The organism is Achromobacter sp. KK8, from assembly GCF_054188005.1.
Genome location: NZ_CM135178.1, coordinates 1,445,424 through 1,460,449 on the forward strand (window position 1 = coordinate 1,445,424; position 15,026 = coordinate 1,460,449).

A 15,026-nucleotide genomic window follows, 5' to 3' on the forward strand; every position below is an offset into this window, starting at 1 on the left:
GGAGACTCCCATGAAACGCATCCTGCTCGCCACGCTGGCTGGCCTGTGCCTGAGTTCCACCGCCATGGCCAAGGACTTCGTCGTGGCGCACGTCTACGACAAGACCGGGCCGCTGGAGGCCTATGCCAAGCAGACCCACAACGGCCTGATGCTGGGCCTGGAATACGCCACGCAAGGCACCATGACGGTGGCCGGCCGCAAGATCCGCGTGATCGAGAAGGACAACCAGGGCAAGCCCGACGTCGCCCGCGCCCAACTTGCCTCGGCCTATGCCGACGACAACGCCGACATCGCGGTGGGCCCGACCTCGTCGGGCGTGGCGCTGGCGATGCTGCCGATCGCCGAGGAATACGAGAAGATCCTGCTGGTGGAACCGGCGGTGGCCGACTCGATCACCGGCGACAAGTGGAACAAGTACATCTTCCGCACCGGCCGCAATTCGTCGCAGGACGCCATCGCCAACGCCGTCGCCTTCGACCAGCCGGATACCTCCATCGCCATGCTGGCGCAGGACTACGCGTTCGGCCGCGACGGCGTCAAGGCCTTCAAGGGCGCGCTCAAGCAGGCCAGGATCGTGCACGAGGAATACCTGCCGGCCAACGCCACCGACTTCACCGCCGGCGCGCAGCGCCTGTTCGACGCGCTCAAGGACAAGCCGGGCCGCAAGATCATCTTCATCCTGTGGGCCGGCGCCGGCAATCCGTTCAAGATCGCCGACCTGGATCCGAAGCGCTTCGGCATCGAGATCGCCACCGGCGGCAACACGCTGGCCGCGATGACGCCGCTCAAGTCGCTGGCCGGCATGGAAGGCGCGACCTATTACTACTACGGCATCCCCAGGAACCCGATCAACGACTGGCTGGTGGCCGAGCACCAGAAGCGCTACGGCCAGCCGCCGGACTTCTTCACCGCGGGCGGCATGTCCGCCGGCATCGCCATCGTCACCGCGCTGAACAAGAGCGCCGGCAAGAGCGACACCGACACGCTCATCAAGACAATGGAAGGCATGAGCTTCGATACGCCCAAGGGCAAGATGACCTTCCGTCCCGAGGACCACCAGGCCATGCAGTCGATGTACCACTTCCGCATCAAGAACGACGCCTCGGTGCCGTGGGCGGTGCAGGACCTGGTCAAGGAAATCACGCCCGACCAGATGGCGGTGCCGATCCAGAACAAACGCTGAGCCCTGCCCTTCATGCTGGAAACCCAATCGCTCACGATCCGCTTCGGCGGCCACGTGGCCGTCAACGCGGTGAGCTGCCGCTTCGCGCCGGGCAGCCTGACGGCCATCGTCGGGCCCAACGGCGCGGGCAAGACCACCTATTTCAACCTGATCTCGGGACAGCTGCGCGCCAGCGCCGGATCGGTGCACCTGAATGGCCGCGACCTGACCGGGCTGTCGGCGCCGGCGCGCATGCACGCCGGCCTGGGACGCGCCTTCCAGCTGACGCAGCTGTTCCCGCGCCTGACGGTGCGCGAGAACGTGCGGCTGGCGCTGCAGTCGCGCCAGCAGGGCCTGGGCTGGCGCCAGATCCGCTTCTGGCGCACCTGGGACGATGACCACGCGCTGCTGGCGCGCGCCGACGCGCTGCTCGAACGCACCCGGCTGACGGCCCGCCGCGACCAGGCGGCGGCCGACCTGCCGCACGGCGACCAGCGCAAGCTCGAGATCGCCATGCTGATCGCGCTGGAGCCGCAGGTGTTCATGTTCGACGAGCCCACCGCCGGCATGAGCGTGGACGACGTGCCCGTGGTGCTGGACCTGATCCGCGAAATCAAGGCTGACGCAGCCAAGACGATCCTGCTGGTGGAACACAAGATGGACGTGGTTCGCGAGCTGGCGGACCGCATCGTGGTGCTGCACAACGGCGAATTGATGGCCGACGGCGAGCCCGCCGAGGTGATCGCCTCGCCGATCGTGCAGCAGGCCTACCTGGGCGCCGCCCTGCCGGAGAAGACGCCATGAGTGCGGCAACCTTGCTGGAACTGAAGGACGTGCACACGCACATCGGCGCGTACCACATCCTGCATGGCGTGAACCTGTCGGTGCCGGCCGCGGGCGTCACCATGCTGTTGGGCCGCAACGGCGCCGGCAAGACCACCACGCTGCGCACCATCATGGGCCTGTGGAAGGCGACGCAGGGCCACATCGGCTTTGACGGCGCCGCGGTCGGCGGCCCGGGCGTGCGCACCTCGCCGCCCGACATGGCGCGCCAGGGCATCGCCTATGTGCCGGAGAACATGGGCATCTTCGCCGACCTGTCTGTGAAAGAGAACATCCTGCTGGCCGCGCGCCAGGCGCGCAGCGCCGCCCAACTGGACACCGCGCGGCTGGAATGGATCTTCGGCTTCTTCCCCGCGCTGCGCAAATTCTGGCTGTACCCCGCCGGCAAGCTGTCGGGCGGCCAGAAGCAGATGCTGGCGGTCGCGCGCGCCATCATCGAGCCGCGCCGCCTGCTGCTGGTCGACGAGCCCAGCAAGGGCCTGGCGCCCGCCATCATCCAGAACATGATCGACGCCTTCATCGAACTCAAGCAGGCCTCCACCACCATCCTGCTGGTGGAGCAGAACTTCAATTTCGCGCGCCAGGTGGGCGACCACGTCGCGGTCATGGACAACGGCCGCGTGGTGCACGCCGGCGGCATGGCCGAGCTGGCGCAGGACGACGCGTTGCAGACCCGCCTGCTGGGCCTGTCGCTGGGAGCCCATCAATGAGCGCCGCCGACATCGATACGCCGCTGCCCCAGACCCGCGCCGACCTGCGCCCGGTGCTGCTGGTGCTGGCGCTGGCCGCCATCGCGCTGCCGCTGGTCGGTTCGTTCTCGACCTGGGTGACGCTGACCTTCGCCGGGCTGGCGATGGGCATGATCATCTTCATCGTGGCCTCCGGCATGACGCTGGTGTTCGGCCTGATGGACGTGCTGAATTTCGGCCACGGCCTGTTCATTGCCATCGGCGCCTACATGGCGGCCACGGTGCTCGGCGCGATGTCCGACTGGACCCAGTCCGGCAGCCTGTGGCTGAACCTGGCCGCGGTGCTGCCCGCCATGATCGTCGGCATGCTGGTGGCCGGCGCGGTGGGCGTGGCGTTCGAGCGCGTGATCGTGCGGCCGGTCTATGGCCAGCACCTCAAGCAGATCCTCATCACCATGGGCGGCATGATCATCGGCGAAGAGATCATCAAGATGCTGTGGGGGCCGCAGACGCTGTCGCTGCCGTTGCCGGACGCGTTGCGCGGCGCGCTGCTGGTCGGCGACGCTGCCATCGAGAAATTCCGCCTCGTCGCGCTGGTGGTCGGCGTGGCGGTGCTGGGCGGCATGCTGTGGCTGCTCAACCGCACCAAGCTCGGCCTGTTGATCCGCGCCGGGGTCGAGGACCGCGAGATGGTCGAAAGCCTGGGCTACCGCATCCGCCATCTGTTCGTCGGCGTGTTCGTGGCCGGTTCGATGCTGGCCGGCCTGGGCGGCGTGCTGTGGGGCCTGTACCAGCAATCCATCGTGCCGCAGCTGGGCGCGCAGGTGAACGTGCTGATCTTTATCGTCATCATGATCGGTGGATTGGGCTCGACCGTGGGCTGCCTGATCGGCGCGCTGCTGGTCGGGTTGATGGCCAACTACACCGGTTTCCTGATGCCCAAGGCGGCGCTGTTCTCGAACATCGCGCTGATGGTCGCCATCCTGCTGTGGCGCCCACAGGGCGTGTACCCGGTCACGAATCGCTAGGAATCGCCCCATGCCCATCCGCCTGCTATCCGGCGATCCTCCGCGCAGCACCCTGCTGGCGGTCATGCTGGTCGCCATCGTCCTCACGCTCGCCGCCGCGCCCTTCCTGTTTCCCGGCCCCAAGTCGCTGGCCGTGGCGGCCAAGATCCTGGTGTTCGTGATCCTGGTCGCCAGCTACGACCTGCTGCTGGGTTACACCGGCATCGTCAGCTTCGCCCACACCATGTTCTTTGGCATCGGCGCCTACGGCGTGGCCATCGCCAGCGTGCGCATGGAGGCCGGCTGGCTGGCGGTGCTGACGGGCACCGCCGCGGGCCTGACGGTATCGCTGGTGTTCGCGCTCATCATCGGCCTGGCCAGCCTGCGGGTTCGCGCCATCTTCTACGCCATGATCACGCTGGCGGTGGCGGCGGCGTTCCAGACGCTGGTGTCACAGCTGTCCGACCTGACCGGCGGCGAGGACGGACTGAACTTCAAGGTGCCGCAGGCATTGCGCCCGGCTTTCCGGCCCCTGTCCGAGCCGCTGTTCGGCGTCACCGTCGACGGTCGCATCATCACCTACTACCTCATTGCCGCGGCCTGCGTCGTGCTGTTCCTGATGTTGCTGCGCATCGTCAATTCGCCGTTCGGCCGCGTGCTGCAGGCGATCCGCGAGAATCCCTTCCGCGCCGAAGCCATCGGCTATCGCACAGTGCTGTACCGCAGCCTCTCGAACCTGCTGGCGGCGGCATTCGCCACGCTCGCCGGCGCGCTGTATGCGCTCTGGCTGCGCTACAACGGCCCGGATACCTCGCTGTCGTTCGAGATCATGCTGAACATCCTGCTGATGGTGGTGATCGGTGGCATGGGCACGATGTATGGCGCGGTCATCGGCGCCAGCCTGTTCGTGTTCGCACAGAGCTACCTGCAGGACGGCCTGCACGTGATCCACGATGCCGTCGGCAGCATTGCGCCGTTGGCCTTGCTGTTCGAGCCGGACCGCTGGCTGCTGTGGCTGGGCATCCTGTTCGTGCTGTCGGTGTATTACTTTCCCACCGGGGTCGCCGGACGGTTGCGGGAAGTGGCCAGGCGCCGTTGAACCCGTTCCGGCCCGGACACGTCGATTGCGCACGACGTCATGCCGCGCTCAGCGCGGCGCTTGTCTCAAGGCCTCGCCGCCGCGTCGCATCTCATTGACCCGCCGCTGCATCTGGTCCACGCCGCGCTGGGCCTCGCCGCCGCTCAATTGCGAGCCAGACGGCGTTGGCGCGAGGGGCGCCATATTCATGGGCGTACCGGGTTTCAAGGGAATCGTGGCCGGGGGAAACGGATCCTGGGCGGCCGGCTTCTGCGTCAGCAGGCGCTCGAGGATGTGCAATTGCTCTTGCTGCGCCTGCAGCGCGCGTTCGTTATCCAGCAGTGCCTGTTCATCTTCGTCCTGTGTGCCGAAGATGGCGGCATGATCACGCGACAGGCCATCGAGGCGTACGCGCGGATCGGGTCCCGCGTTCAGCACATTGCGGCCGATGGCGGCGGGATCGGTGCTGGGCACCACCACGCCCGGCGACCTGGCTTGGGTCCCCACGGCGGGAACCGTCGCTGGCACTGCCGGGCGGCCCTGCCCGGACTCCGCCGATTGCGCCCGCGCGACCGCTGCGGGCAATGCCGCGGCAATCAACCATCCGAACAAAATCGCTTTCCTGAAAGCGCGCATGACGTTCCCGGATTCCCGAAACAAAGAAAAGCCGCAAGACGAAAAAAAACGGCAAGGGCCTGAACCCTTGCCGTTTTACCTCAGAACGGCGAACCGTTCCGAAACCTTCACTTAGATGATACGTGCGGCTTCAACCAGACGCACCACGCGCCACGACTTCGAGCGCGAGATGGGACGGCCTTCAGCGATTTCAACCGTATCGCCTTCGTTGTACTGGTTCGACTCATCGTGCGCCTTGTACTTCGCGGAACGCATGATGATCTTGCCGAAGATGGGGTGCTTGACGCGGCGCTCAACCAGAACGACGACAGTCTTGTCCATCTTGTTGCTGACGACCTTGCCGACCAGCGTACGCTGGCGCTTGGCCACTTGGGTGTTTTGGGTTTCGCTCATCTTTATTTCCCTGCCTTCTCGGTCAGCAAGGTACGCACGCGCGCGATGTCGCGGCGCACGTTACGCAGCTGGCTGGTGTTGGCAAGCTGCTGCGTGGCCTTCTGCATACGCAGACCGAATTGCGCCTTCAGCAGGCTTTCGAGCTCTTTGCCGAGCTCGGCGGCGTCTTTCGAACGGAGTTCGCTGGCTTTCATGTCTTAGTACTCCTTAAGCACCGATATGACGCGCGACGAACGTGGTCGAAATCGGCAGCTTGGCAGCGGCCAGGCGGAAAGCTTCACGCGCGAGCTCTTCGCTAACCCCTTCCATTTCGTAGAGCACCTTGCCGGGCTGAATCTCGGCGACCCAGTACTCCGGGTTGCCCTTACCGTTACCCATACGGACTTCGGCAGGCTTTTGCGAGATGGGCTTGTCCGGGAAAATGCGAATCCAGATGCGGCCGCCGCGCTTGATGTGACGGTTGATGGCACGACGAGCGGCTTCGATCTGGCGAGCGGTCAGACGGCCACGGCCGGTGGCCTTCAGACCGAATTCGCCGAACGACACGTGGGTGCCACGGGTCGCCAGACCGGTGTTGCGGCCCTTCTGCTCTTTGCGATACTTTCTGCGAGAGGGTTGCAGCATGGTTATTCTCCTTCAGGCGCCGGAGCAGCGTCCGCCTTGCGGGGACCACGGCCACGACCACCCGGACGACCGGTGCGAGCACCGTCCGGACGATCACCACGCGGAGCGCGGCGCGGACGACGTTCTTCTTCACGCGGGGCGGCGGTTTCCGGCGGCAGTTCGCCGTTGGCCAGCATGTCGCCCTTGTAGACCCAGACCTTGATGCCGATCGCGCCGTACGTGGTGTGGGCTTCGGAGGTGCCGTAGTCGATGTTGGCCTTGAGGGTGTGCAGCGGCACACGGCCTTCGCGATACCACTCGGTACGAGCAATTTCGATACCGTTCAGACGGCCCGAGCTCATGATCTTGATGCCTTGGGCACCCAGACGCATGGCGTTCTGCATCGCGCGCTTCATGGCGCGGCGGAACATGATGCGCTTCTCGAGCTGTTGCGAGATCGAGTCGGCGATCAGTTGAGCATCGGTTTCCGGCTTGCGGATTTCTTCGATGTTGACGTGCACGGGCACGCCCATCAGGCGCTGCAGATCAGCCTTCAGGCTTTCGATGTCTTCGCCGCGCTTGCCGATCACCACGCCCGGACGAGCCGAGTAGACGGTGATGCGGGCATTCTTGGCGGGACGCTCGATGATCACGCGACCAACGGAGGCGCTCTTGAGCTTCTTCTTCAGGTACTCGCGGACGCGGATGTCTTCGGCCAGCATGCTGCCGAAGGCCTTGTCGTCGGCGAACCAACGCGAGGACCAATTACGGGTGACCGCGAGACGGAACCCAGTGGGGTGAATTTTCTGACCCATCGTGACTCCTTAAGCTCCGACCTTGACCGTGATGTGGCAGGTCTGCTTCTCGATACGGTTGCCGCGGCCCTTGGCGCGAGCGGAGAAGCGCTTCATCGACTGAGCCTTGTCCACGAAGATCGTGGTGACTTTCAGTTCGTCGATATCGGCGCCGTCGTTGTGCTCGGCGTTGGCGATGGCGGACTCGACAGCCTTCTTCAGGATGGCGGCGGCCTTCTTCGGCGAGAAGGTGAGGATCTCGAGCGCACGGCCGACCTTCTGGCCGCGGATCAGATCCGCAACCAGACGCGTCTTTTGAGCGGAGATGTGAACCCCACGGATAATGGCAGTAGTTTCCATCGCTTACCTCTTCGCCTTCTTGTCCGCGGCGTGACCCTTGAACGTACGGGTCAGCGCGAACTCGCCCAGCTTGTGACCGACCATGTTCTCGTTGATGTAAACGGGAACATGCTGCTTGCCGTTGTGCACAGCGATCGTCAGACCGATGAACTCGGGCAGGATCGTCGAGCGACGCGACCAGGTCTTGATCGGCTTCTTGTCTTTGCCCGCGACGGCCGTGTCCACCTTTTTGATCAGGTGAGCATCGACAAACGGGCCTTTCTTGATCGAACGTGACATAGTGTTCGCCTCTTACTTGCGCTTGCGCCGTTGGACGATCATATTGTTCGTCCGCTTGTTGCGACGGGTCTTGTAACCCTTCGCCGGAGTGCCCCACGGGCTGACCGGTTCGCGTGCTTCACCGGTACGGCCTTCACCGCCACCGTGCGGGTGGTCGACCGGGTTCATGGCCACGCCACGAACCGTCGGGCGGACACCGCGCCAACGCATTGCACCGGCCTTGCCGATTTGGCGCAGGCTGTGTTCTTCGTTACCGACTTCACCGATGGTGGCACGGCATTCGATGTGCACACGGCGGACTTCACCCGAGCGCAGACGCACTTGAGCGTAGGTGCCTTCGCGGGCCAGCAGGACGGCGGAAGCGCCGGCCGAACGGACCATCTGGGCACCCTTGCCGGGCAGCATTTCGACGCAGTGAATCGTCGTACCCACCGGGATGTTGCGGATCGGCAGCGTGTTGCCGGCGCGGATCGGGGCTTCGATGCCCGAGATCAGCGTGGCGCCCACTTCCAGGCCGCGCGGAGCGATGATGTAGCGACGCTCGCCGTCGGCGTAGCACAGCAGAGCGATGTGCGCCGTACGGTTCGGGTCGTATTCCAGACGCTCGACCTTCGCGGGGATGCCATCCTTGTCGCGACGGAAGTCGACGACACGGTAGTGTTGCTTGTGACCGCCGCCACGGTGGCGGATCGTGATGTGACCGTTGTTGTTACGGCCCGAACCACGGGTCTTCTTTTCCAGCAGCGGCGCGTAGGGCTCACCCTTGTGCAGGTTCGGGCTGACGACCTTCACCATGCCACGGCGGCCAGCCGAAGTCGGCTTAACTTTCACGAGGGCCATTTACTTCACCTCCGCAAAGTCGATTTCCTGGCCGTCCTTGAGCGAAACGTAGGCCTTGCGCTCGTCGCGACGACGGCCAACGAATCGGCCAAAGCGCTTGACTTTGCCCTTACGGTTGAGGACCTGCACGGACTCGACCTGCACCTTGAAGAGCAGTTCGACGGCAGCCTTGATTTCCGGCTTGGTAGCGTCAGCCACGACACGGAAAGCGACTTGCTGATTCTTCTCAGCGACGAACGTGGCCTTTTCGGTCACGATCGGAGCCAGAATGACTTGCATCAAGCGTTCAGCGTTCATCCCAGCATCTCCTCGAGTTGAGCGATGGCCGGCTTGGTGATCAGCACTTTCTTGTAGTGGACCAGCGACAACGGATCGGCATAACGGGGCTCGACAACGGCAACGTGCGGCAGGTTGCGGGTGGCGAGGTAAACATTTTCATCAACGTTGTCGGTGATGATCAGGACCGAGTCCAGGCCCAGGCTCTTCAGCTTTGCAGCGGCGGCCTTGGTCTTGGGCGATTCCAGATCGAACGATTCGACGACGGCGATGCGGTCTTCGCGAGCCAGCTGCGACAGGATCGAGCGGATCCCGGCACGGTACATCTTCTTGTTGACCTTCTGGCTGAAGTTCTCTTCCGGCGAGTTCGGGAAAATCCGACCACCGCCACGCCACAGCGGCGACGAGGTCATACCGGCGCGAGCGCGGCCGGTACCCTTCTGGCGCCAGGGCTTCTTGGTCGAGTGCTTGACTTCCGAGCGATCCTTCTGAGCGCGGTTGCCGGCACGGGCGTTGGCTTGGAAAGCCACCACGATCTGGTGAATCAGCGCTTCGTTGAAGTCACGGCCGAAGATCGTGTCGGGCGCGCTGAAAGTCGCGGCCTGACCTTGGTCGTTCAGGAGCTTGAGATCCATTTACTTACGCTCCCTTCTTGGCCGGGGCCTTGATGGCCGGACGCACGACGATATCGGCGCCAGCGTGGCCGGGGACAGCGCCCTTGACCAGCAGCAGGCCGCGCTCCACGTCAACGCGAACGACGTCGAGGTTTTGAACGGTGCGGGTGACATCACCCAGGTGACCCGCCATGCGCTTACCCGGGAAAATACGGCCCGGATCCTGAGCTTGACCGATCGAGCCGGGAACGCGGTGCGAACGGGAGTTACCGTGCGAGGCGCGTTGCGAGCCGAAGTTGTGGCGCTTGATGGTACCGGCAAAGCCCTTACCAATCGTGGTGCCCGTGACGTCGACCTGTTGGCCGGCTTCGAACACCGATTCCACGGCGATCACGGCACCGGCCGAAAATTCGGCAGCGCGGGCGGGATCGAGGCGGAATTCCTTGAGGATGCTACCGGCTTCAGCGCCGGCCTTGGCGTAGTGGCCCGTCTGTGCTTGCGGCACGCGCGAGGCACGACGAGTGCCATAAGCCACCTGGATCGCGGCGTAGCCGTCGGTTTCCAGCGACTTAACTTGGGTCACGCGGTTGTTCGACACGTCCAGCACGGTCACCGGGATGGATTCACCTTCCTCGGTAAAAATGCGGGTCATGCCGACCTTGCGACCCACCAGCCCCAGCCGGTGAGCGGCGGGCGTGGGTGTCGAATTCGACATCGTTTTCTCCATTCCCGACTGCGATTGGTCGGGGCTAATCAGGCAAAAGGTAACGGCCTTTGCCCTACGACTATGTTCAACCTGGCTCGGGGTTGCACACCCCCGGAACCGGGTTTGCACGCGCCTTCACCATAGTTAGACCTGCCACAAAATGGCAAGCTTGGCATATTAGCACGTTTTTTTCAGGCAGCACAAGCACTTAGCGTAAAAGGGCCCCTGCCCGCTGCCGGCGCGCCTAGTTGTGGCGCAAAAACAAAATGGCCGCAGTCCCGAGGGATTGCGGCCATTCTTCACGAGTCCACCGGCGAAGGTAGCGGACCCGGCAGCGCCTTACTGCAGCGCGATTTCGACGTCGACGCCGGCCGGCAGGTCCAGACGCATCAGGGCGTCAACGGTCTTGTCGGTGGGATCAACGATGTCCATCAGGCGCTGATGGGTACGGATTTCGAACTGGTCACGCGACGTCTTGTTGACGTGCGGCGAACGCAGCACGTCGTAACGGCGGATACGCGTGGGCAGCGGCACCGGGCCGCGGACAACGGCGCCCGTACGCTTGGCGGTGTCGACGATTTCAGCGGCCGATTGATCGATCAGCTTGTAATCGAAAGCCTTCAAGCGGATACGGATCTTTTGGTTTTTCATGGCGTTTCCTAAAGAACGAGAGGCGAGGGCTTTGATGGGCCCTCGCTGGTTGTGTGCTGCTTAAGTGATCCGGATTACTTCAGGATCTTGGCGACGACGCCGGCGCCGACGGTACGACCACCTTCACGGATGGCGAAACGCAGGCCTTCTTCCATGGCGATCGGGGCCAGCAGCTTGACGGTCATCGTCACGTTGTCGCCCGGCAGAACCATTTCCTTGTCGGCCGGCAGGTCGATCGTGCCGGTCACGTCCGTCGTGCGGAAGTAGAACTGGGGACGATAGCCGTTGAAGAACGGGGTGTGGCGGCCGCCTTCTTCCTTGGACAGGATGTACACCTCGGAGGTGAAGTCCGTGTGCGGGGTGATCGAGCCCGGCTTGGCCAGAACCTGGCCGCGCTGGACGTCTTCACGCTTGGTGCCGCGCAGCAGGATGCCCACGTTGTCGCCGGCTTGACCTTGGTCCAGCAGCTTGCGGAACATTTCCACGCCGGTGCAGGTCGTCTTGACCGTCGGGGTGATACCGACGATTTCGATTTCTTCGCCGACCTTGATCACGCCGCGTTCGATACGGCCGGTCACCACGGTGCCGCGACCCGAGATCGAGAACACGTCTTCGACCGGCATCAGGAACGCGCCGTCAACGGCACGCTCGGGCGTCGGGATGTAGGTGTCCAGGGCTTGGGCCAGCGACAGGATCGCTTGCTCGCCCAGTTCGCCCTTGTCGCCTTCCAGCGCCAGCTTGGCCGAACCCTTCACGATCGGGGTGTCGTCGCCCGGGAAGTCGTACTTGCTCAGCAGTTCGCGGACTTCCATTTCCACCAGCTCGAGCAGCTCGGCGTCGTCAACCATGTCGGCCTTGTTCAGGAAGACGATGATGTACGGCACGCCAACCTGGCGGCTCAGCAGGATGTGTTCACGCGTTTGCGGCATCGGGCCGTCAGCGGCCGACACGACCAGGATCGCGCCGTCCATCTGGGCGGCGCCCGTGATCATGTTCTTGACGTAGTCAGCGTGGCCCGGGCAGTCAACGTGCGCGTAGTGGCGCGTTTCCGTTTCGTACTCGACGTGGGCCGTGTTGATCGTGATGCCGCGCGCCTTTTCTTCAGGAGCCGCGTCGATCTGGTCGTAGCCCTTGGCTTCGCCACCGAACTTGGTCGACAGAACGGTCGTGATCGCCGCCGTCAGGGTGGTCTTGCCGTGGTCGACGTGACCGATGGTGCCGACGTTCACGTGCGGCTTGGTGCGTTCAAACTTGCCTTTTGCCATGATCTCTATCCTTTGACTTTCAAGGAAATTTCGATATTTGCCGCGCCGCCTTGTGGGCGGTCGCGGCGAGGGTTATTTACTTGGCCCGAGCGGCGATGACTTCGTCAGCGACGTTCTTGGGGGCCTCGGAGTAATGCTTGAATTCCATCGTGTACGTGGCACGACCTTGCGTCAGCGAACGCAGGTTCGTGGCGTAACCGAACATCTCGGCCAGCGGAACTTCAGCCTTGATGGTCTTGCCACCACCGACCATGTCGTCCATGCCCTGGACCATGCCGCGACGCGAGGACAGATCGCCCATCACGGTACCGGCGTAGTCTTCGGGCGTTTCGACTTCAACGGCCATCATCGGTTCGAGCAGCACGGGGCTGGCCTTGCGCATGCCTTCCTTGAACGCCATCGAGCCGGCCATCTTGAACGCGTTTTCGTTCGAGTCCACATCGTGGTACGAACCGAAGAACAGCGTGACCTTGACGTCCACGACCGGGTAACCGGCCAGGATGCCGGCAGGCAGCGTTTCCTGGATGCCCTTGTCCACCGCGGGGATGAATTCGCGAGGAACCACACCGCCCTTGATGGCGTCCACGAACTCGTAGCCGCCGCCCGGCTGGAGCGGTTCGACCTTCAGGACCACGTGACCGTACTGACCACGACCGCCCGACTGCTTGACGAACTTGCCTTCGACTTCTTCGCAGGTCTTGCGGATCGTTTCGCGGTAGGCCACCTGGGGCTTGCCGACGTTCGCTTCCACGCCGAATTCGCGCTTCATGCGGTCGACCAGAATTTCCAGGTGCAGCTCGCCCATGCCCGAAATGATGGTCTGGCCGGATTCTTCGTCGCTGCGCACGCGGAACGACGGATCTTCCTGCGCCAGGCGCGACAGCGCCAGGCCCATCTTTTCCTGGTCGGCCTTCGACTTGGGTTCGACGGCCTGCGAAATCACGGGCTCGGGGAACTCCATGCGCTCCAGCAGGATGTGCGAATCGACATCGCACAGCGTTTCGCCGGTCGTCACGTCCTTCAGACCCACCACGGCGGCGATGTCGCCGGCCAGAACTTCCTTGATTTCCTCGCGGTTGTTCGCGTGCATCTGCAGGATGCGGCCGATACGTTCCTTCTTGCCCTTGATGGGGTTGTAGACCGTATCGCCCGACTTCAGGACGCCCGAGTAGACGCGCACGAAGGTCAACTGACCCACGAACGGATCGCTCATCAGCTTGAACGCCAGCGCCGAGAACTTCTCGTTGTCGTCAGCCTTGCGGTTGATGGCGTTGCCATCGTCGTCCTGGCCGTCGACCGGGGGAATGTCCACGGGCGAAGGCAGGTAGTCGATGACCGCGTCCAGCATGCGCTGCACGCCCTTGTTCTTGAAGGCGGTGCCGCACAGCATCGGCTGGATTTCGCCAGCGATGGTGCGTTGACGGATGGCCAGGTTGATTTCGGCTTCGTCCAAGGAACCCGTTTCCAGGTACTTGTTCATCAGCTCTTCCGACGACTCGGCGGCGGCTTCAACCAGCTTTTCACGCCATTCGGCAGCGGTACCTTCCAGCTCGGCCGGAATGTCCTTGTAGTCGAACTTGGTGCCTTGGCTGGCTTCGTCCCAGATGATCGCCTTCATCTTGACCAGGTCGATCACGCCTTGGAACGTGTCTTCGGCGCCGATGGGGATCACGATGGGCACGGGGTTCGCGCGCAGACGCGTCTTCAGCTGGTCATAGACCTTGAAGAAGTTCGCGCCGGTACGGTCCATCTTGTTGACGAACGCCAGACGCGGCACGCCGTACTTGTTGGCTTGGCGCCACACGGTTTCGGACTGGGGCTGAACACCACCCACCGCGCAGTAGACCATGCAGGCACCGTCCAGGACGCGCATGGAACGTTCCACCTCGATGGTGAAGTCCACGTGCCCCGGGGTGTCGATGATGTTGATGCGGTGCTCGGGGTAGTTGCCGGCCATGCCACGCCAAAACGCCGTCGTAGCAGCCGACGTAATGGTGATGCCACGCTCTTGCTCTTGTTCCATCCAGTCCATGGTGGCGGCGCCATCATGCACTTCGCCAATCTTGTGATTGACGCCGGTGTAGAACAGGATACGTTCGGTCGTGGTGGTTTTCCCTGCATCGATGTGCGCAGAGATGCCAATGTTGCGATAGCGCTCGATCGGGGTTTTGCGGGCCATGGTGGGTTAGTCCTTAAATTACCAGCGGAAATGGCTGAAGGCCTTGTTGGCCTCGGCCATCTTGTGCGTGTCTTCGCGCTTCTTCATCGCGGCGCCACGACCTTCGGAGGCGTCGATCAGTTCGCCAGCAAGGCGCAGATCCATCGACTTCTCGCCACGCTTCTTGGCGGCTTCACGGAGCCAACGCATAGCCAGGGCCAGGCGGCGCACGGGGCGCACTTCAACCGGCACTTGGTAGTTGGCACCGCCAACGCGGCGGCTCTTGACTTCGACGATCGGCTTGATGTTGTTGATCGCCAGGCTGAACACCTCGATCGGCTCCTTGCCGGTCTTGGTGGCGACTTGCTCGAGGGCACCGTAGACGATGCGCTCGGCGACGGCCTTCTTGCCGTCCAGCATGACGACGTTCATGAACTTGGCGAGTTCGACGCTGCCGAACTTGGGATCGGGCAGAATCTCGCGCTTGGGTACTTCGCGACGACGGGGCATTGTTGCTTCCTTGTGTCTGTTCAGTTGAACCGTGTTTCATTACACGGCCATGGCCGTCCAATAAGACGACCCCTTACGTGCCGCGCACCTTCCTGTATTGCGGTTGGCGCGGTTGCACTTCCCTGATGACGGATGGCCGTCACTCGGGGGTACTGCTGACTC

The 15,026-nt window shown here is 63.5% G+C and carries 20 protein-coding genes; 5 read left to right on the forward strand and 15 right to left on the reverse strand.

Translation table 11 applies throughout. The features are described from left to right. Positions 1-10 precede the first annotated feature (10 nt). The 5 genes from ACVN9Z_RS06705 to ACVN9Z_RS06725 are packed head-to-tail and all read left to right on the forward strand — an operon-like array spanning position 11 to position 4,800. Complete coding sequence (locus tag ACVN9Z_RS06705) at positions 11-1,183, forward strand: substrate-binding domain-containing protein (protein ID WP_458213262.1); 1,173 nt, start codon at positions 11-13, stop codon at positions 1,181-1,183. Between the two features lie 12 nt (positions 1,184-1,195). Next, positions 1,196-1,966, forward strand: coding sequence for an ABC transporter ATP-binding protein (locus tag ACVN9Z_RS06710; RefSeq protein WP_047993108.1), 771 nt, complete (start codon positions 1,196-1,198; stop codon positions 1,964-1,966). Continuing rightward, positions 1,963-2,715, forward strand: coding sequence for an ABC transporter ATP-binding protein (locus ACVN9Z_RS06715; protein ID WP_155867381.1), 753 nt, complete (start codon positions 1,963-1,965; stop codon positions 2,713-2,715). The genes ACVN9Z_RS06710 and ACVN9Z_RS06715 overlap by 4 nt, the downstream gene beginning before the upstream one ends. Further along, the gene (locus ACVN9Z_RS06720; protein WP_006389613.1) at positions 2,712-3,722 is read left to right on the forward strand and encodes a branched-chain amino acid ABC transporter permease; all 1,011 of its coding nucleotides are present in this window, start codon (positions 2,712-2,714) and stop codon (positions 3,720-3,722) included. The genes ACVN9Z_RS06715 and ACVN9Z_RS06720 overlap by 4 nt, the downstream gene beginning before the upstream one ends. 10 nt (positions 3,723-3,732) lie before the next feature. Next, complete coding sequence (locus ACVN9Z_RS06725) at positions 3,733-4,800, forward strand: branched-chain amino acid ABC transporter permease (RefSeq protein ID WP_190277712.1); 1,068 nt, start codon at positions 3,733-3,735, stop codon at positions 4,798-4,800. 48 nt (positions 4,801-4,848) lie between these two features. On the opposite strand, the gene ACVN9Z_RS06730 is transcribed toward ACVN9Z_RS06725, so the two are convergent. From ACVN9Z_RS06730 to rpsG, 15 genes are all read right to left on the reverse strand, one after another. Then, complete coding sequence (locus tag ACVN9Z_RS06730) at positions 4,849-5,415, reverse strand: hypothetical protein (RefSeq protein ID WP_223821490.1); 567 nt, start codon at positions 5,413-5,415, stop codon at positions 4,849-4,851. Between the two features lie 111 nt (positions 5,416-5,526). Continuing rightward, a complete protein-coding gene (gene rpsQ, locus ACVN9Z_RS06735; protein WP_006216549.1) occupies positions 5,527-5,808 on the reverse strand; it encodes a 30S ribosomal protein S17 in 282 nt (93 codons plus the stop codon). Between the two features lie 2 nt (positions 5,809-5,810). Continuing rightward, complete coding sequence (rpmC, locus tag ACVN9Z_RS06740; RefSeq protein ID WP_003806912.1) at positions 5,811-6,002, reverse strand: 50S ribosomal protein L29; 192 nt, start codon at positions 6,000-6,002, stop codon at positions 5,811-5,813. Positions 6,003-6,015: 13 nt separating this feature from the next. Then, complete coding sequence (gene rplP / locus ACVN9Z_RS06745) at positions 6,016-6,432, reverse strand: 50S ribosomal protein L16 (protein WP_006389610.1); 417 nt, start codon at positions 6,430-6,432, stop codon at positions 6,016-6,018. A gap of 2 nt (positions 6,433-6,434) precedes the next feature. Beyond that, positions 6,435-7,226: a 30S ribosomal protein S3 gene (rpsC, locus tag ACVN9Z_RS06750; RefSeq protein ID WP_458213263.1), complete on the reverse strand. Its 792-nt coding sequence runs from the start codon at positions 7,224-7,226 to the stop codon at positions 6,435-6,437. A 9-nt stretch (positions 7,227-7,235) separates the two neighbouring features. Further along, a complete protein-coding gene (gene rplV, locus ACVN9Z_RS06755; RefSeq protein ID WP_006389608.1) occupies positions 7,236-7,565 on the reverse strand; it encodes a 50S ribosomal protein L22 in 330 nt (109 codons plus the stop codon). A 3-nt stretch (positions 7,566-7,568) separates the two neighbouring features. Further along, positions 7,569-7,844, reverse strand: coding sequence for a 30S ribosomal protein S19 (rpsS, locus tag ACVN9Z_RS06760; RefSeq protein ID WP_006216555.1), 276 nt, complete (start codon positions 7,842-7,844; stop codon positions 7,569-7,571). 12 nt (positions 7,845-7,856) lie between these two features. Beyond that, a complete protein-coding gene (gene rplB, locus ACVN9Z_RS06765) occupies positions 7,857-8,684 on the reverse strand; it encodes a 50S ribosomal protein L2 (protein ID WP_006389607.1) in 828 nt (275 codons plus the stop codon). Then, positions 8,685-8,981, reverse strand: coding sequence for a 50S ribosomal protein L23 (gene rplW / locus ACVN9Z_RS06770; RefSeq protein ID WP_006389606.1), 297 nt, complete (start codon positions 8,979-8,981; stop codon positions 8,685-8,687). Further along, on the reverse strand, positions 8,978-9,595 hold the full coding sequence (gene rplD / locus ACVN9Z_RS06775; protein ID WP_006389605.1) for a 50S ribosomal protein L4: 618 nt from the start codon (positions 9,593-9,595) through the stop codon (positions 8,978-8,980). Before rplD ends, rplW begins: the two co-directional genes overlap by 4 nt. Before the next feature lie 4 nt (positions 9,596-9,599). Next, positions 9,600-10,289, reverse strand: a complete 690-nt coding sequence (gene rplC / locus ACVN9Z_RS06780) for a 50S ribosomal protein L3 (protein WP_006389604.1) — start codon at positions 10,287-10,289, stop codon at positions 9,600-9,602. 330 nt (positions 10,290-10,619) lie between these two features. After that, entirely contained in the window at positions 10,620-10,931 is a 312-nt protein-coding gene (gene rpsJ, locus ACVN9Z_RS06785; protein WP_003806903.1) for a 30S ribosomal protein S10, read from the reverse strand. A 74-nt stretch (positions 10,932-11,005) separates the two neighbouring features. Continuing rightward, positions 11,006-12,196, reverse strand: coding sequence for an elongation factor Tu (gene tuf, locus ACVN9Z_RS06790; RefSeq protein WP_020925806.1), 1,191 nt, complete (start codon positions 12,194-12,196; stop codon positions 11,006-11,008). Between the two features lie 76 nt (positions 12,197-12,272). Further along, a complete protein-coding gene (fusA, locus tag ACVN9Z_RS06795; RefSeq protein ID WP_020925816.1) occupies positions 12,273-14,375 on the reverse strand; it encodes an elongation factor G in 2,103 nt (700 codons plus the stop codon). Positions 14,376-14,393: 18 nt separating this feature from the next. Beyond that, positions 14,394-14,864, reverse strand: coding sequence for a 30S ribosomal protein S7 (gene rpsG / locus ACVN9Z_RS06800; protein ID WP_006389600.1), 471 nt, complete (start codon positions 14,862-14,864; stop codon positions 14,394-14,396). Positions 14,865-15,026: the final 162 nt, after the last annotated feature.

What these genes read in the sequence shown, in the direction of transcription:
- ACVN9Z_RS06705 (WP_458213262.1), top strand. Translation starts at nt 11, where the DNA reads ATGAAACGCATCCTGCTCGCCACGCTGGCTGGCCTGTGCCTGAGTTCC.
- ACVN9Z_RS06710 (WP_047993108.1), top strand. Translation starts at nt 1,196, where the DNA reads ATGCTGGAAACCCAATCGCTCACGATCCGCTTCGGCGGCCACGTGGCC.
- ACVN9Z_RS06715 (WP_155867381.1), top strand. Translation starts at nt 1,963, where the DNA reads ATGAGTGCGGCAACCTTGCTGGAACTGAAGGACGTGCACACGCACATC.
- ACVN9Z_RS06720 (WP_006389613.1), top strand. Translation starts at nt 2,712, where the DNA reads ATGAGCGCCGCCGACATCGATACGCCGCTGCCCCAGACCCGCGCCGAC.
- ACVN9Z_RS06725 (WP_190277712.1), top strand. Translation starts at nt 3,733, where the DNA reads ATGCCCATCCGCCTGCTATCCGGCGATCCTCCGCGCAGCACCCTGCTG.
- ACVN9Z_RS06730 (WP_223821490.1), bottom strand. Translation starts at nt 5,415, where the DNA reads ATGCGCGCTTTCAGGAAAGCGATTTTGTTCGGATGGTTGATTGCCGCG.
- rpsQ (WP_006216549.1), bottom strand. Translation starts at nt 5,808, where the DNA reads ATGAGCGAAACCCAAAACACCCAAGTGGCCAAGCGCCAGCGTACGCTG.
- rpmC (WP_003806912.1), bottom strand. Translation starts at nt 6,002, where the DNA reads ATGAAAGCCAGCGAACTCCGTTCGAAAGACGCCGCCGAGCTCGGCAAA.
- rplP (WP_006389610.1), bottom strand. Translation starts at nt 6,432, where the DNA reads ATGCTGCAACCCTCTCGCAGAAAGTATCGCAAAGAGCAGAAGGGCCGC.
- rpsC (WP_458213263.1), bottom strand. Translation starts at nt 7,226, where the DNA reads ATGGGTCAGAAAATTCACCCCACTGGGTTCCGTCTCGCGGTCACCCGT.
- rplV (WP_006389608.1), bottom strand. Translation starts at nt 7,565, where the DNA reads ATGGAAACTACTGCCATTATCCGTGGGGTTCACATCTCCGCTCAAAAG.
- rpsS (WP_006216555.1), bottom strand. Translation starts at nt 7,844, where the DNA reads ATGTCACGTTCGATCAAGAAAGGCCCGTTTGTCGATGCTCACCTGATC.
- rplB (WP_006389607.1), bottom strand. Translation starts at nt 8,684, where the DNA reads ATGGCCCTCGTGAAAGTTAAGCCGACTTCGGCTGGCCGCCGTGGCATG.
- rplW (WP_006389606.1), bottom strand. Translation starts at nt 8,981, where the DNA reads ATGAACGCTGAACGCTTGATGCAAGTCATTCTGGCTCCGATCGTGACC.
- rplD (WP_006389605.1), bottom strand. Translation starts at nt 9,595, where the DNA reads ATGGATCTCAAGCTCCTGAACGACCAAGGTCAGGCCGCGACTTTCAGC.
- rplC (WP_006389604.1), bottom strand. Translation starts at nt 10,289, where the DNA reads ATGTCGAATTCGACACCCACGCCCGCCGCTCACCGGCTGGGGCTGGTG.
- rpsJ (WP_003806903.1), bottom strand. Translation starts at nt 10,931, where the DNA reads ATGAAAAACCAAAAGATCCGTATCCGCTTGAAGGCTTTCGATTACAAG.
- tuf (WP_020925806.1), bottom strand. Translation starts at nt 12,196, where the DNA reads ATGGCAAAAGGCAAGTTTGAACGCACCAAGCCGCACGTGAACGTCGGC.
- fusA (WP_020925816.1), bottom strand. Translation starts at nt 14,375, where the DNA reads ATGGCCCGCAAAACCCCGATCGAGCGCTATCGCAACATTGGCATCTCT.
- rpsG (WP_006389600.1), bottom strand. Translation starts at nt 14,864, where the DNA reads ATGCCCCGTCGTCGCGAAGTACCCAAGCGCGAGATTCTGCCCGATCCC.